At 66.5% G+C, this 11,813-nt stretch carries 21 protein-coding genes and 2 tRNA genes; 16 read left to right on the plus strand and 7 right to left on the minus strand.

Annotation, left to right across the window (positions count from 1 at the left end):
* Positions 1-467 precede the first annotated feature (467 nt).
* Entirely contained in the window at positions 468-1,184 is a 717-nt protein-coding gene (locus WBA97_RS34985; protein ID WP_424235289.1) for an NUDIX hydrolase, read from the plus strand.
* On the opposite strand, the gene WBA97_RS34990 is transcribed toward WBA97_RS34985, so the two are convergent.
* The 4 genes from WBA97_RS34990 to WBA97_RS35005 all read right to left on the minus strand — a co-directional run bounded on the left by WBA97_RS34990 (position 1,170) and on the right by WBA97_RS35005 (position 3,111).
* Positions 1,170-2,486: a site-specific integrase gene (locus WBA97_RS34990; protein WP_424235290.1), complete on the minus strand. Its 1,317-nt coding sequence runs from the start codon at positions 2,484-2,486 to the stop codon at positions 1,170-1,172. The two genes, WBA97_RS34985 and WBA97_RS34990, sit on opposite strands and share 15 nt — an antisense overlap.
* 86 nt (positions 2,487-2,572) lie before the next feature.
* Positions 2,573-2,646, minus strand: a tRNA-Ile gene (locus WBA97_RS34995).
* Between the two features lie 72 nt (positions 2,647-2,718).
* The gene (locus WBA97_RS35000) at positions 2,719-2,874 is read right to left on the minus strand and encodes a hypothetical protein (protein ID WP_424235291.1); all 156 of its coding nucleotides are present in this window, start codon (positions 2,872-2,874) and stop codon (positions 2,719-2,721) included.
* Between the two features lie 3 nt (positions 2,875-2,877).
* Positions 2,878-3,111 carry a hypothetical protein gene (locus WBA97_RS35005; protein ID WP_424235292.1) on the minus strand — a complete coding sequence of 78 codons (234 nt, stop codon included), beginning with the start codon at positions 3,109-3,111 and terminating at the stop codon, positions 2,878-2,880.
* Positions 3,112-3,249: 138 nt separating this feature from the next.
* Between WBA97_RS35005 and WBA97_RS35010 the strand changes: the two genes are divergently transcribed.
* Both WBA97_RS35010 and WBA97_RS35015 read left to right on the plus strand, forming a co-directional pair.
* Positions 3,250-3,322, plus strand: a tRNA-Asn gene (locus WBA97_RS35010).
* A 209-nt stretch (positions 3,323-3,531) separates the two neighbouring features.
* Positions 3,532-4,470: a DUF1906 domain-containing protein gene (locus tag WBA97_RS35015; RefSeq protein WP_424235293.1), complete on the plus strand. Its 939-nt coding sequence runs from the start codon at positions 3,532-3,534 to the stop codon at positions 4,468-4,470.
* On the opposite strand, the gene WBA97_RS35020 is transcribed toward WBA97_RS35015, so the two are convergent.
* Positions 4,451-5,026 (minus strand): TetR/AcrR family transcriptional regulator, encoded by a 576-nt coding sequence (locus tag WBA97_RS35020; protein WP_424235294.1) that lies wholly within the window; start codon positions 5,024-5,026, stop codon positions 4,451-4,453. The two genes, WBA97_RS35015 and WBA97_RS35020, sit on opposite strands and share 20 nt — an antisense overlap.
* A 620-nt stretch (positions 5,027-5,646) precedes the next feature.
* Between WBA97_RS35020 and WBA97_RS35025 the strand changes: the two genes are divergently transcribed.
* The 11 genes from WBA97_RS35025 (at position 5,647) to WBA97_RS35075 (ending at position 10,066) form a co-directional block, all read left to right on the plus strand.
* Positions 5,647-6,003 (plus strand): hypothetical protein, encoded by a 357-nt coding sequence (locus tag WBA97_RS35025; protein WP_424235295.1) that lies wholly within the window; start codon positions 5,647-5,649, stop codon positions 6,001-6,003.
* Positions 6,000-6,326 (plus strand): hypothetical protein, encoded by a 327-nt coding sequence (locus WBA97_RS35030; protein ID WP_424235296.1) that lies wholly within the window; start codon positions 6,000-6,002, stop codon positions 6,324-6,326. The genes WBA97_RS35025 and WBA97_RS35030 overlap by 4 nt, the downstream gene beginning before the upstream one ends.
* Complete coding sequence (locus WBA97_RS35035) at positions 6,323-6,481, plus strand: hypothetical protein (RefSeq protein WP_424235297.1); 159 nt, start codon at positions 6,323-6,325, stop codon at positions 6,479-6,481. The genes WBA97_RS35030 and WBA97_RS35035 overlap by 4 nt, the downstream gene beginning before the upstream one ends.
* Positions 6,481-7,206 (plus strand): hypothetical protein, encoded by a 726-nt coding sequence (locus WBA97_RS35040; protein WP_424235298.1) that lies wholly within the window; start codon positions 6,481-6,483, stop codon positions 7,204-7,206. The genes WBA97_RS35035 and WBA97_RS35040 overlap by 1 nt, the downstream gene beginning before the upstream one ends.
* Positions 7,203-7,601 (plus strand): hypothetical protein, encoded by a 399-nt coding sequence (locus WBA97_RS35045; protein WP_424235299.1) that lies wholly within the window; start codon positions 7,203-7,205, stop codon positions 7,599-7,601. The genes WBA97_RS35040 and WBA97_RS35045 overlap by 4 nt, the downstream gene beginning before the upstream one ends.
* The gene (locus WBA97_RS35050) at positions 7,598-7,900 is read left to right on the plus strand and encodes a hypothetical protein (RefSeq protein WP_424235300.1); all 303 of its coding nucleotides are present in this window, start codon (positions 7,598-7,600) and stop codon (positions 7,898-7,900) included. Before WBA97_RS35045 ends, WBA97_RS35050 begins: the two co-directional genes overlap by 4 nt.
* Positions 7,897-8,307, plus strand: coding sequence for a hypothetical protein (locus WBA97_RS35055; protein ID WP_424235301.1), 411 nt, complete (start codon positions 7,897-7,899; stop codon positions 8,305-8,307). The genes WBA97_RS35050 and WBA97_RS35055 overlap by 4 nt, the downstream gene beginning before the upstream one ends.
* Positions 8,300-8,695 (plus strand): hypothetical protein, encoded by a 396-nt coding sequence (locus WBA97_RS35060; RefSeq protein ID WP_424235302.1) that lies wholly within the window; start codon positions 8,300-8,302, stop codon positions 8,693-8,695. Before WBA97_RS35055 ends, WBA97_RS35060 begins: the two co-directional genes overlap by 8 nt.
* The gene (locus WBA97_RS35065) at positions 8,692-9,072 is read left to right on the plus strand and encodes a hypothetical protein (RefSeq protein ID WP_424235303.1); all 381 of its coding nucleotides are present in this window, start codon (positions 8,692-8,694) and stop codon (positions 9,070-9,072) included. Before WBA97_RS35060 ends, WBA97_RS35065 begins: the two co-directional genes overlap by 4 nt.
* A 139-nt stretch (positions 9,073-9,211) precedes the next feature.
* Positions 9,212-9,568 carry a hypothetical protein gene (locus WBA97_RS35070; protein ID WP_424235304.1) on the plus strand — a complete coding sequence of 119 codons (357 nt, stop codon included), beginning with the start codon at positions 9,212-9,214 and terminating at the stop codon, positions 9,566-9,568.
* A gap of 15 nt (positions 9,569-9,583) precedes the next feature.
* A complete protein-coding gene (locus WBA97_RS35075) occupies positions 9,584-10,066 on the plus strand; it encodes a hypothetical protein (RefSeq protein WP_424235305.1) in 483 nt (160 codons plus the stop codon).
* 60 nt (positions 10,067-10,126) lie between these two features.
* Here the strand turns inward: WBA97_RS35075 and WBA97_RS35080 are convergent, their stop codons facing one another.
* Both WBA97_RS35080 and WBA97_RS35085 read right to left on the minus strand, forming a co-directional pair.
* Positions 10,127-10,309 (minus strand): DUF397 domain-containing protein, encoded by a 183-nt coding sequence (locus tag WBA97_RS35080; RefSeq protein WP_424235306.1) that lies wholly within the window; start codon positions 10,307-10,309, stop codon positions 10,127-10,129.
* On the minus strand, positions 10,306-11,160 hold the full coding sequence (locus WBA97_RS35085) for a helix-turn-helix domain-containing protein (RefSeq protein ID WP_424235307.1): 855 nt from the start codon (positions 11,158-11,160) through the stop codon (positions 10,306-10,308). The genes WBA97_RS35080 and WBA97_RS35085 overlap by 4 nt, the downstream gene beginning before the upstream one ends.
* 147 nt (positions 11,161-11,307) lie before the next feature.
* Here WBA97_RS35085 and WBA97_RS35090 point away from each other — a divergent pair, with 147 nt between their 5' ends.
* Together WBA97_RS35090 and WBA97_RS35095 are read left to right on the plus strand one after the other, a co-directional pair.
* The gene (locus WBA97_RS35090; RefSeq protein ID WP_424235308.1) at positions 11,308-11,514 is read left to right on the plus strand and encodes a hypothetical protein; all 207 of its coding nucleotides are present in this window, start codon (positions 11,308-11,310) and stop codon (positions 11,512-11,514) included.
* A gap of 88 nt (positions 11,515-11,602) precedes the next feature.
* Positions 11,603-11,813 (plus strand): hypothetical protein (locus WBA97_RS35095; protein ID WP_424235309.1); only part of this gene is annotated, 211 nt, incomplete at its 3' end.

The following is an 11,813-nucleotide window of genomic DNA, read 5'->3' on the forward strand; positions in this document are numbered from 1 at the left end:
GCGACCCCCTGACCAGCCACGACACCACCACCTAGTGACACGCCCCGTCACCGGGCAAACAGTCGTTCCCGCAGCTCAACCACTGTTTTCACCGACCAGTCAGCAACCTGATCTGTGGAACGCAGGCAGAACGTAGCGAGAGATTCGTGTGTTCATCACGGTCAACTCGTGCATCAGCAGCCCATCCCGGTGCGCGGCATCGTCGGGTGGCGGTACGGGAATCACCACGACCTACCGGCTGCCCATGTCCACGCGAGGACATACCCACGAATTGACCTGTCGACGGTCATCTCAATGCTCCCTTTCCTGTCACCACCAGCGGATACAGCCGATCTGCGGTTCGCTATCGCCAGGCAGACGCGGTCGTGTAAGACTGAAATCAACCCTGTCATCATCCCGACAGACGGGGAACGACGTAGGGACGCCACGGTGGCGTCACATATGTGCCGTAATCGAGAGGACGCGGAATGAACTGGCGAGACGGAAGCGGGCCTTCGACGCGAACGGTCCTCGAACAGAAGATCCGGGAACGGCGGCTCAGCCTTCGCGAGTTCGTCGAGTTCGTCGAGACGTTCGCCCGCGAACACAACGAACCGGGCACCTTGAGCTTTCGGCATCTCCAACGGCTCGTAGCAGGACGCCAACCAGATGGCGCACCTCTCGGGCCACTGCGACCGGCGACGGCACGCCTGCTCGAACGAGTCTTCGAGATGAGCATCGACGAGCTGCTAACGCCACCGGCGACGGAGCAGACGCTCCGAATCGGCGCTCACCACCTCAACCAGCCATATCCGTTGACGGTTGCCATCGCTGTGGTCACCAGAGGGCCGGAGGTGCTGGTGGTGTGCCGGAGGAGCACGGACGATTCCGGCATCACCTGGCAGTTCCCAGCGGGCATGGTAAAACCGAGAACAGAGCCGCATCACGTCGCGATTCGAGAAACTCTGCGAGAAACCGGAGTGCATTGTTCGGTTTCCCGATCACTCGGCCGTCGAGTTCACCCCGTCACGAACGTAATTTGCGAGTATTGGCTGTGCGACTACGTAGCTGGCGACGCTACCAATATCGATGCGGACGAGAACATCAGCGTCACATGGATCAGCAAGGACAAGTTGCCCAGAATAATCCCGAGCGACCAGGTCTTCCCGCCGGTGTTGCAAGTGCTCGAACTAGCCGTGCTCTGACGGTTTCATTGCACGCTTGGGCAGCCGGGATCCGAGGATCTCGGCAGCCTTTCGGTCTGCCGCTGCCACCCAGGCGGCATAGACGCGAAGGGTTGTCGCCCCTCCCCCGCCATGGCCGAGCCGACCAGCAACGGTGCGGAGGTCCACGCCAGCCGTCAGCAGTTCCGTGGCCGAGAAGTGGCGGAGAGCGTGAATGTGCGTGTCGATACCCAGCTTCTCCGCCATGCGCTTGTACCTACGCGAGATCGCGTCTGGCGAATACGGTTGTGTGGCGTCCTTTGGGCTCCCATACGTCCGCGTTACCGTGTCGAACTTGCGGTCGCTCATGAAGACGTACATGTCGTCGGTCAACTCAACGTCGACCTTCGCCAACTCGTCTCGCGCCCATGCCTTGTGCGCGCGGAGCAGGGCGACGGTCTCGGAGTCGAGCGCCACCCGTCGCATCTGGTGGGTCTTCGTGCTCTTGACCTTGCCTTTGCCGTTGACCTCGACGTAGCTGGCCCGGATCTCGACGACCTCTTCGTCCAACTTGACGTTGAACCACCGCAGGCCAGCTACCTCGGCGCGCCGCATGCCGGTGGTCATGACGAGCCACACGAGCATGCCCCAGTCCTCGCCCAACTCGAACGCGCGCTCAGCGATTCGAGCTGCGTCAGCGGGTGATGGCGGATCGGGTTGAGGCGGTGTCTGCTTCGGACGCTTCGCCAGTTTTGCGGGGTTGGAGTCGATCCAATCCCACCGAGCCGCGGCGTCGAGAGCGCTGCTGATTATCGAGTGGATCTGACGCACCGTCGATGCGGCCATCGGATCGCATTCATGCACAACGCAATTGGCCTCGGTGCAGTCGTGTTCGCCGTCTTTCTTGTGTTTCTCAATGTACGGAGTGCCATCACAACGGGCGCGACACCGACGCAGTTCGGAGTACAGGCTCTCCAGGTCGCGAGTGCCCAGTTTCTTTACAGCTACATGCCCCAGCGCCGGTTTGATGACCCGGTTGATGTAGCCGCGGTATCCATGCCGCGTGGTCTCTTCGAGATCAGCCTTGCTGAACCACTCGTCAATCGCATAGCTGAAGTTGACCGAAGTCGACGCGTTGCGCTGCTTGAGCACCTCGGCAAGGAATTCCGTGCGCTTGTTCCGCGCCTTCTTCCAGGCCGCGTCGTCATTGCCACGGATCGTTTCCCGCTTGTATGTTCGGCGGCCGGTCACGGGGTCCTGCCCGGCATAGACCACCACGCGGAGGTTGCCTCCGCGCTCCTCGATACGGCCTTGCTGGCGGCCGTCTGGGCGCACGCTAGCCATGCGTCTCAGTGTACTCGCACCCTGAGACGCACCCAATGATCAAGTTGTCGCATGCCCTCCCAGCTATCCAGCCTGGTCAGGCCGTGTGGGGCGGGTGGGGCTCGAACCCACGGCCAAGGGATTATGAGTCCCCTGCTCTAACCGACTGAGCTACCGCCCCCAGTACGGTGTTCGGCAAGGTTACTTGCTGTCGCAAGAGAGCCACCCGTCGACCTCGCTCAGTAGTGTGGTTTCAGCTCGTCAGGGCCGCGCAGGCTCGGATGCCGCCCGCGGCGACGGCGGCCAGCTCGACGTCCGTGATGCCGTGGCGGCCGGCCAGCTCGAGGAGCTGGCCGGCCGCATCGCACCCGTCAGGTGCGGATGGAGCCGCCCCTTCGGCAGCCCCCACGGATCACGACTGGGTGTAGGCAGGATCACGCCGCCCGTTGTTCTGGGCGGTCGCGTTGTGCCGGTTCCCGAGACCGGTCTTCTCGCCGACCTTCGCGCGGGCGACACCCGCGGCGCCCTGCACAGCCGGGTGGTCGGCGATCTTGCGGTAGGTGCGCATGATCTGGTCGTATCGGCCACGGCCGGCCTTCGCGCCCAGCACGTACCCGACCGCGGCGCCCAGGATGAACGCCTTCATGTGTCCTCGCCTCCCATGGCTCGACCTGCTGATTCACCTCCATCTTCCCCTACCCGCGCCACGAACGCCGGGTGGCGGGAACCCACGTTCCAGGCATGCGCTAGAGTTACCACCTGCCGGACGGGGTCCGGCGGTCGATCCTCCATAGCTCAATTGGCAGAGCATTCGACTGTTAATCGAAGGGTTGCTGGTTCGAGTCCAGCTGGAGGAGCTTCGCCCCAGGTCACGCACCTGGGGCTTTCGTTTGCTGGCATGTCGCGTCCCGGTTGGAGGAACGCCCACCCCAGGTCTCGTACCTGGGGTTTGCTTGTCCGCGCAGCCCCCTTGACCACTGCGCCACCTGGAGGATTTGTGCCGTTCTCCTGAACCTTCCGCGCGCGCGAGTCGTTATCCGAGGTGAGCGACCGAGGAGGGCGGACCATGCTCGTACTCGACTACTCGGCAGGCAAGCCCGGTGCCGCGGCGATCAGACGAGCCGGCTACGGTGGAGCGCTGCGGTACATCGGGTTCCCATCCCGCGTGAAGTGCACCGATGCGGGAGAGCTTGCCGACTTCACCAGACATGGCATCGGCATGGCGCTGGTGTACGAGGATCACACCGAGGACTGGCTCGGCGGGTTCGGCCAGGGCCGGGAGTCCGGGGCCCGCGCACGCGACCACGCCAACCAGATCGGCTTCCCCGCCGACCGTCCCATCTACATGGCCGTCGACCGGGACGTGGTCACCGGCGGCGAGTTCAACACCATGGTTGAGTACATGCGTGGCGCAACCCAGTCACTCGGTGGCGTCGGGTTGACCGGCGTCTACGGCGAGTACGACGTCTGCGTCCGCGCGCAGCAGGCGGGGGTCGCGCGCTGGTTCTGGCAGTGCCGCGCGTGGTCCGGCACCCCGCCGAAGCTGTTCCCCGGGAGGCATCTGTACCAGCGGGTTGGCACCGTCGCGGTCGGCGGGATCAACTGCGACATCAACGACGTGCTCCAGCCGGACTGGGGCCAGCACACGGAGGACGATGTGGCTGCCAGCGACGTGTTCAACTACCGGATCAAGCGGCAGGGCTCCAGCCTCGGCGGCGAGACCACCCTCGGCGCGGTGGTCGCCAACATGGACCGCGCATGGGAGATGCAGACCGCCAGGGACCAGGCGATCCTGGCCGCGATCGCCGCCGACAAGGGCCTCACGCCGGAGGAACTGAACGGCCTGATCGACCAGGCGGTCGCCACGCACCGGCCCAGCCCCCAGGAGATCGCCGCCGCTCAGCGCGAGCTCATCGAGGCGGCCGTGCGCGAGGTCATGCCCGAGGAACAGGCCGACCGGATCATCGAGAAGATCGAGGAGAAGCTCAACAGCGAGAAGGCGTAGCCGTCAGGCGGAGGACGTCCATCGCGGCCTGCGACAGCACGGCACGCATCTCCTCCTCGGTGAACTCGCCGTCGTCCTGGTAGGTCGCCGAGGACAGGACCGCGCCGAGTACCTCCATCGCGGCGACCGCGCGCAGCCGGTCCGCCGACGTCGGTGACGGACCGGCGAGCCACGCGACGAGCCGTTTCCCGAGGTCCACCATGTCGTCCCACAGCGTGCCGAGCACCACGGCCACACCCGCGGCGTCCCGCTGGAAGATGCCGGCGACCGAGCGGTTGCGCAGGAACACGTCGAGACACTGGTCCACCACCTGCCGCACGGTGTCGGGGGTGTGCTCCAGCCGGGCCGTGTCGTCGACGATCCTCCGCCAGCCCGTGATCACCGGGTCCACCACCGCCAGCAACAGCGACTGTTTCGACGAGTAGTGGTAGTACAGCGAGGCCTTCGTCAGCCCGACCCGTTCGGCGATCTCCCGCAGGCTTGTCTTCTCGAAACCCTTGTCCGAGAACAGCTCCAGGGCAACCGCACGAATCGTGTCGCGGGTGTCCCCGTCCATCCGCGCTCCTCCTCAGCAGTTTCTCAGCCTGCACACGTTAGCGTTCGCCCGGCTGAGACCCTCACACGATCATACCTACCGGGCGGCAGGTAGACTCGTCGCGCGCCTGAGAGGGCGGCATCTCACAGGGGAGGAAAGATGTTCGAACGACTGGGGAGACTTGTCGTACACAACCCGTGGAAGGTTGTTCGAGCATAGCTTGTGACCTGCCCTAAGGCCCCAAACGTGGGGCTGAGATGGGGCAGACTTCGTGAACATCTACAAGCGATCCCTGCGCAGGCGTCTCGCTGACGCCGCCGCGGTCGCCATCCTCTTCCCACCCCTGTACGTCCTCGCTGTCCTGATGGATCGGGATGACCGTCGGCACGGGGTGACCCGATGACCGCCGAGGCGACCACCCACATCCGCTGTCGTCCCCGTCCGTCACGCGGAAACCAGTTCTACCTCGACCGCTCGGCGAGCGGCTCAGAGAAGACGCTGTGCAGTGCACGTCCGACCGACCAGGACATGTCGTGGGCTGAGACTCGCTGGGCCAAGAACCGAGACTTCGTGAGCTGCTCGGCGTGCGTCGAGGAGCGAGTCTCGCAAGGCGTGGCCGGTGACCGGAAGGCGGCCACCCGATGAGCGGCGTCGTGAACGAGCGCATCCAGGCGGTGCGTTCGCAGGTGCTGTCGGTCGTCGGCCAGGTCGGCGGCGAACTGCTCAACCTCGACATCCGCGCGCACGACGGGATCGTGTGCACCGAGCTCGACCGTGACGCGGCCCGCGCGCTGCGGGACGCGTTGACCGCGTTCCTCACCCCTGTGGTCCCGGTTGTCGACGACGACCTCACCGAGCAGGTGCGTGCCGAGCTGCGGGCGAAAGGCAGGCCGCACGCGGCGGGGATGTTGCGGAACCTGCGGGACGACCTGACCGCAGGGCAGTGCATCGCGTTCGTCAAGCAGCTCGCCGACGCGGTGAAGGCGGGTGTCCGATGAGCGCCACCGAGATCCGAGCCCTCCTCGAACGACAGCACCAACGCGCCGGCGGAGCGACGCGCGAGGAGCGGCGTGCGGCATTCATCGCCGAACAGCGAGTCGCGCACCCGACGCTCAGCGACAGCTACTGGGAGCAGCAGGAGGAGCGTCAGCGCCTGCAGTGGCAGCTCGACGACCTGGGGTCGGGGGTCGCTCACCTGATCGGCCAGTACGGCTACCACGTTGAGCGGGACCCCGGTGACGAGCGTCTGGCCGCTCTGGTCGAGGCGCTGCGGGAACTGTCGCGGAGCGTGTTCGGTTCCCGTGAGGGGGCGGACCGATGACCCGCGAGAAGCACCCCGAGCGGATCAAGCGGGAGCAGGCCCGGGAGGAAGCGCTGGCGGCGTCGGAGAACCGGCAGCGGGCGGAGATGGACCAGATCGCGGCCGACGACGCGGAGCGGTTGAACGCTGAGCGCAACAGCGGGGGTGGACAGTGATGAGCGGCGCCACCTACACGTTCCGCTACATCGAGGCCCCAATCTACTGGCAGCCGCTGCCGGACGACCCGCCTGCCGTGTTCCTGGCCGGGGGGATCACCAACTGCGAACGCTGGCACGACGACGCCCTCGTCGAGTTGCGCGGCACCGGTGTGGACATGGTGGTCCTCAACCCGAACCGCCGCAACTTCCCGATCAACGACCCGGACGCCGGGGAGGAGCAGGTGTGGTGGGAGCAGGACCACCTGCTCCGGCCGGAGACGGTCACGCTGATGTGGTTCCCCGAGTCGGACGCAAGTTTGACGACGCAGCCGATCGCGCAGTTCGAGTTCGGGCAGTGCCTCAACCCGGCCACCCTCGCCGCTGGTCGGCGGGTGGTGGTGGGTGCGGACCCCGGCTATCCGAGGGTGCGGGACGTCGAGTTGATGATGAAGTACCACCGGCCCGGGCAGCCCGTGTACAGCACCCTCCCGGAGCTGGTGGCGGCGGTCGCCGCCGAGGTTCGTGCCGCCGCCGAGGTCGGGCCATCGTGGCAGGACCTGCGGGCCGGGCGCCCGTTCTGGGTCGGCCTTGACGGTCACGGCGACATGTGGCTGTGGACCGGGGATCCGGAGCGTCCGATGCCGGTCGCGGCGCGGCACCAGCTCGACGACATGGACCCGATCCTGTGGCCGTTGATCACGGACCGGTTGGCTCCCACCCACCTGGAAGGAGACAGCCAGTGAGTGACCAGTTGTCCGACGCCCAGAACTCCGGGTTCGACCCGTACGCCCATGCCGCCGCCAAGCGCGCGGCCAGGGAGTTCCGCGAGGTGGCGCAGGTAGCCGTCGAGACCGACGTGTTCACCCGCTTCGTCACTCCCGTCGCGGAGGCCATCGCCGCCGCTGAGAAGGCGATCGGACTGCCAACCAATTCGGCCGCCGCCGACCACGCAGACCTTGCGTTGGCTGCTCTGTCGGTGTTGGCCCCGGAGATCGCGCATCGTGACGCCGCGCTGGCCCGGCTGCGTGACCACCTGCTCGCCGAGGCCGACCGGCTCGACCGCGAGCCCTGGTCGCCGTACCGGGCGTCCGAGTCCGTCGCCCGCACCCTGCGGAAGATCGTCGAGGAGACCCGGTGAGCGACCTGTTGCCTGTCCAGGAACCCGAACCGACCGACGCCGGGATGTGGTACCGCGTCGACTACCACGCAGACTCGCCGCTGATCACCGCCGCGCTCTGCAAGGTCGACAAGCATCCGACGCTGCTCGGTGACGTGTTCGTTGAGGCGATCGCCCGGGTCGTGTTCGACGACGGCCGTAAGACTGATCTGTGCCGGGCGCACCTCGACATGCTGTTCGACCACGCCGACGACCAGCCCACCTTGGAGCCCGCGCGTGTCCGCTGGTTCGCGCCGATCCGGGAGCGGGTGTCGTCTTGACCGGGTCTTCTCAGGTACAGGACAACGAGTTCCCGGTGCACAAGATCACGCTGAACCTGTGCGAGCCGTGCATCAACGGCGTCGGCGAGGAGTGCCACACCCCGGGTTGCGACCTGTGGTTGCACGCCGTCGACATGCCGATCCTCGCCGCCCAAGAGCAAGTCCAGGACGAACCCAGCGCGGTTGAGACCGTTGCCAGTCACCTCGCCGCCAGCGCTGTCGCGGACGCGATCGAGGGTGGCCTGGTGTCGTGGGGCGACTTCCCCGAGATCGGACAGTACGACTGGGACGCCGTGACCACGCGGATGCGGGACCTGGTCGCGCCTCTTCTGACGGATCGGGAGCGCTTCACGTCCGCTTACCAGGTGCTCGCTAACCGGGCCAACAAGGAGGCGGACCGTGGCTGACCGGGACATCCCCGAAGAGACAGTGGAGAAGGCGGCACGCGAACTGTTCGGCGGCCCGCACCACCGAGTCAGGGCTGACGGAGGCGAGTACACGGTCACGTGGGACGAGTCCGAGGAGGCGGGCCCGTTCGGCCGTGCTGTCTACCGAGGCCAGGCCAGGCGCGTCCTGTCCGCTGCTTTGGCTGGACGCACAGTGGTCGACACCCGGCCAGACGACCTCGACCCCGAGGCGCTGAACGCCGTCGCGAACGCGGTCCACGACCACTACGGGTTCGTCCGTCTCGACGTGCGCTACGAGGCGGCGGCAGCTGCGATCCGCATCGTCGAGGCGTGGCAGGCGACGCCGATCCCGGGCGCTTCTGGTTCTGGGGTGGGTGACCAGCCATGAACGGGGTCACGCAAACGATCCTCGCTGGGACACCCGGACGGCAGGGCAACTGCTTGCAGGCGGCGGTCGCGACGATCCTCAACCTGCCGCTCGACGACGTGCCGCACTTCGTCGAGCTCGACGAGTCCTGGTCCGAAGCGCTCGCCGCGTTCGCCACCCGGCACGGCTACGCCACTGTCTGGACAGACGGCTACCACCCCGCACCCCACCTCGGGTTGGCATTCGGACCCACCATCCGCGACGCCGACATCGTGCACGCCATCGCCGTCCACGGCCAGGACTACTGGGACCCTCACCCCTCACGTGCGGGACTCACCTCGGTCACCACGTATGTGGCGTGGCAACCCCTCGCCGGTCTTCGAGCGGGTGACCAGTGATGGCCCGCCGCCTGCTCTGGCGCCGCGAACCGTGGACGTTGCGCGAGCACTTCGGCATCACCGCTGGTCTCGCGTTCCTCACCGCCTTCCCCTACGTGTGGGCACTCGCCTAACCCCCTGACCCTTTTGGAGTACCAGCATGAACACCGTTCCCGCGATGCGTCCTGCCCACTACCAGCCCCGACGCCGGCCACGCCCGCTGATGACCGGGTTCTCCGTCACAGCGCTCGTCCTCGGCTGCGTCGCCCTCGCCTTCTCCCCCGTCCCCATCGTCAACAACCTCGGGTTCTTCTGCGGTGTCCTCGGCATCATCTTCGGATTAATCGCAACCATCCGGGCACGCAGGTGGATGCCCGTGTTCGGCATCGCCACCGCCACGCTCGGCATCGTCATCACCCTCGTCCTGCAGGCGAAGTGGGCACGCGAGCTCGACGAGATTCAGCGGGACCTCGACCAGTTCCAACACCACCGGCTGGCTGCTGACCGCAACATCTGAGAGGTCAGGTGCGACATGGAGGTCATGCTCACGCGCACACGACTCACCCTGGCAGGGATCGCCGCAGCCGCGGTGTTGGTGACCGGATGCTCAACCAACGACAACACCGCCGCGGCGCCACCGTCCTCGAGGTCGACGTCGACGACATCCGAAACCAGCGCCGCGGCCGCGAACACCACCACGACCGACGCGTGCCGCAGCCTCGCCGACGACCAGAACCTCAAGAAGTTTTGGGCCGACCTCGCTAACCAGGGCGCCACGACCGGCGCTCAGGGAATGCTGGCCGGGATGGCGGTGATGCGACTCGGGAAGTACACGCCCGACCCCGACCTGGACCCGGCTGTGGCTGACGCGATGGAGTCTGCGGTGACCGCTGTGGGCGACATGAACGTTGAGCGGGCGGCCGGCGCCGAGTTCGACGTCGAGCGGTTCCGGGACGCCATCACGCCGGTTGTCGCTGCCTGCCAGGACGCTGGCGTGGACATGGCTGTCGAGTAGGTGGACGCAGCAGTGCGCCCCCAGAACCGGACAGGTTCTGGGGGCGCAGTCGTTCTGGTGTCAGCGGGACAGGTGGTCGTCTCGCACAGCGGCGATCAACGACTGCCACGGCAGCTCAAGGCGAGGGCCGCCCGGGTTCTTGCTGTCGCGGATGGCGCCGCAAGATCCCAGTTCCACACATGCCCCCTCGTTCTGGCTTCGCGTTGACTTCCGCCAACGCTCATCGTGCTGAGGTACGGTCATCCAGTCGTCTCCAAGCTGCTGTTCGGGATGGCATCGGCGATGAGCCTGGCCGTGGCAGGTGGGCTCATCGCTTCCCGGCGGAGAGTTTCCGCCGCGCCCTGGTAGGCGGCAACGTCCGCCTCGTCGACGAGGAACGCGCCGGACCGGTAGTGCTCGAGGTACACGGCGGGTGGCATGTCGGCGAACTCGTAGAGGATGAACGCGCCCGGGTGTCCCGGGGTCCAGTCGCCGCTGAGGTCCAGCACCTGGATTGTGATGTTGTCCAGACCGATGACGGTCCCGACGTGTGACAGTTGATCGGCCATGACGGTGGCGCCGCCGATCTTGCCCTGTACAGCGGGCAGCCCGACGACTGCGGTCAATTCGACAGGCTTGGCCCGGGTGAGTGCGTCGCGACGGGCGATCCGCATCATCACTCGTGCCTCGGCTTCGATGTCGGTGAGGTCGCCGCTGCGTGCGATGACTGCGCGGGCGTAGTCGCTGGACTGGAGCAGCCCGGGCCAGACGAGTGGACCCCATTCGAAGATCCGCACGGCGTACCGCTCGACCTCGAGGACGGACGCGAGTTGTGGGTTGATGCCGGGCGGGCCGGACACCATCCAGTCGGCGTCGGCGGCGCGGGCGATGGACAGGACCCGGTCGCGTTCGTCGCCGGTGACGTTGATGCACACGAGGACGCTGGCGGTGTCGGCTTCGCTGGGGGCAGGCCAGTCGTCGGACATCCACCGGATGACCTTGGTGTGGGACACGTTGAGTTGGGTAGCGACTTCGCGGCGGGACATGCCGGAGTCCTCGAGGGCGCTGCGGAGAGCGGCCTTGAGTGATCGAGCGCGCCAGCTGATGGTCGCCATGAGCACACCCTAACTGAGAGCCGTCACTGGGAGACACGAGGAATTAGTCACGGGTTCGCCTTGCGTGATTGGAGCATTCCACTGATACTGGAGCGCACGAGGCCGGATGGCGTGTTCCGGTAAAGGCTACACCCAGGGAGATGTCGAATGGCCGACGAGTGGACGTCCGAGCAGCCGTGCAAAGACGGCGCTGGGAGAACCCGCGCGTCGACCGTGTTCATCACCGAGGACAACCGGATCGGCGTTCTCAATCCCCCGCCTGGCGTCGCCACCTACAGCATCGCTGAGGCGCAGGCGTTACAGCAGAGACTCTGGAGCGCGGTGCTTGTGGCCAAAAACCGGGGCGCCGAGTAATGCCTTCCTGGCTGCTTCCTTGGCTGTACGTCGCCGCCGCGTTCGTCGTGCTCGGCGGACTGGTGTGGCTGGGTACAAGGAGGCAGCCATGACCCTGCCCATGTGGATCGTGATCGTCGGGGGGCTGATGCTCGTCGTGCGGATGGTGCTTCATCCTCCGCGTCCGCGTGTCCGGCACTGCCGGCGCCGCAACAGGCGGTGGCTGAAGAAGATGCGCCAGCAGCGGGCACTTGAACTTCGGGACAGCCGTGTCGCCCCCTGGCGTCCCGAAGTGGGCAGCGCAACTCCCCCTCGCGCGC

The sequence above is a fragment of the Actinophytocola sp. genome, assembly GCF_049647105.1.
Taxonomy (GTDB): Bacteria; Actinomycetota; Actinomycetes; order Mycobacteriales; family Pseudonocardiaceae; genus Actinophytocola.

Coding starts and splice junctions, on each gene's coding strand:
- WBA97_RS35065 (WP_424235303.1), top strand. CDS start 8,692: ATGAACGGGGTCACGCAAACGATCCTCGCTGGGACACCCGGACGGCAG.
- WBA97_RS35080 (WP_424235306.1), bottom strand. CDS start 10,309: ATGACCGTACCTCAGCACGATGAGCGTTGGCGGAAGTCAACGCGAAGC.
- WBA97_RS35025 (WP_424235295.1), top strand. CDS start 5,647: ATGAGCGGCGTCGTGAACGAGCGCATCCAGGCGGTGCGTTCGCAGGTG.
- WBA97_RS35085 (WP_424235307.1), bottom strand. CDS start 11,160: ATGGCGACCATCAGCTGGCGCGCTCGATCACTCAAGGCCGCTCTCCGC.
- WBA97_RS35005 (WP_424235292.1), bottom strand. CDS start 3,111: ATGAAGGCGTTCATCCTGGGCGCCGCGGTCGGGTACGTGCTGGGCGCG.
- WBA97_RS35020 (WP_424235294.1), bottom strand. CDS start 5,026: ATGGACGGGGACACCCGCGACACGATTCGTGCGGTTGCCCTGGAGCTG.
- WBA97_RS35070 (WP_424235304.1), top strand. CDS start 9,212: ATGAACACCGTTCCCGCGATGCGTCCTGCCCACTACCAGCCCCGACGC.
- WBA97_RS35015 (WP_424235293.1), top strand. CDS start 3,532: ATGCTCGTACTCGACTACTCGGCAGGCAAGCCCGGTGCCGCGGCGATC.
- WBA97_RS34985 (WP_424235289.1), top strand. CDS start 468: ATGAACTGGCGAGACGGAAGCGGGCCTTCGACGCGAACGGTCCTCGAA.
- WBA97_RS34990 (WP_424235290.1), bottom strand. CDS start 2,486: ATGGCTAGCGTGCGCCCAGACGGCCGCCAGCAAGGCCGTATCGAGGAG.
- WBA97_RS35030 (WP_424235296.1), top strand. CDS start 6,000: ATGAGCGCCACCGAGATCCGAGCCCTCCTCGAACGACAGCACCAACGC.
- WBA97_RS35035 (WP_424235297.1), top strand. CDS start 6,323: ATGACCCGCGAGAAGCACCCCGAGCGGATCAAGCGGGAGCAGGCCCGG.
- WBA97_RS35090 (WP_424235308.1), top strand. CDS start 11,308: ATGGCCGACGAGTGGACGTCCGAGCAGCCGTGCAAAGACGGCGCTGGG.
- WBA97_RS35075 (WP_424235305.1), top strand. CDS start 9,584: ATGGAGGTCATGCTCACGCGCACACGACTCACCCTGGCAGGGATCGCC.
- WBA97_RS35040 (WP_424235298.1), top strand. CDS start 6,481: ATGAGCGGCGCCACCTACACGTTCCGCTACATCGAGGCCCCAATCTAC.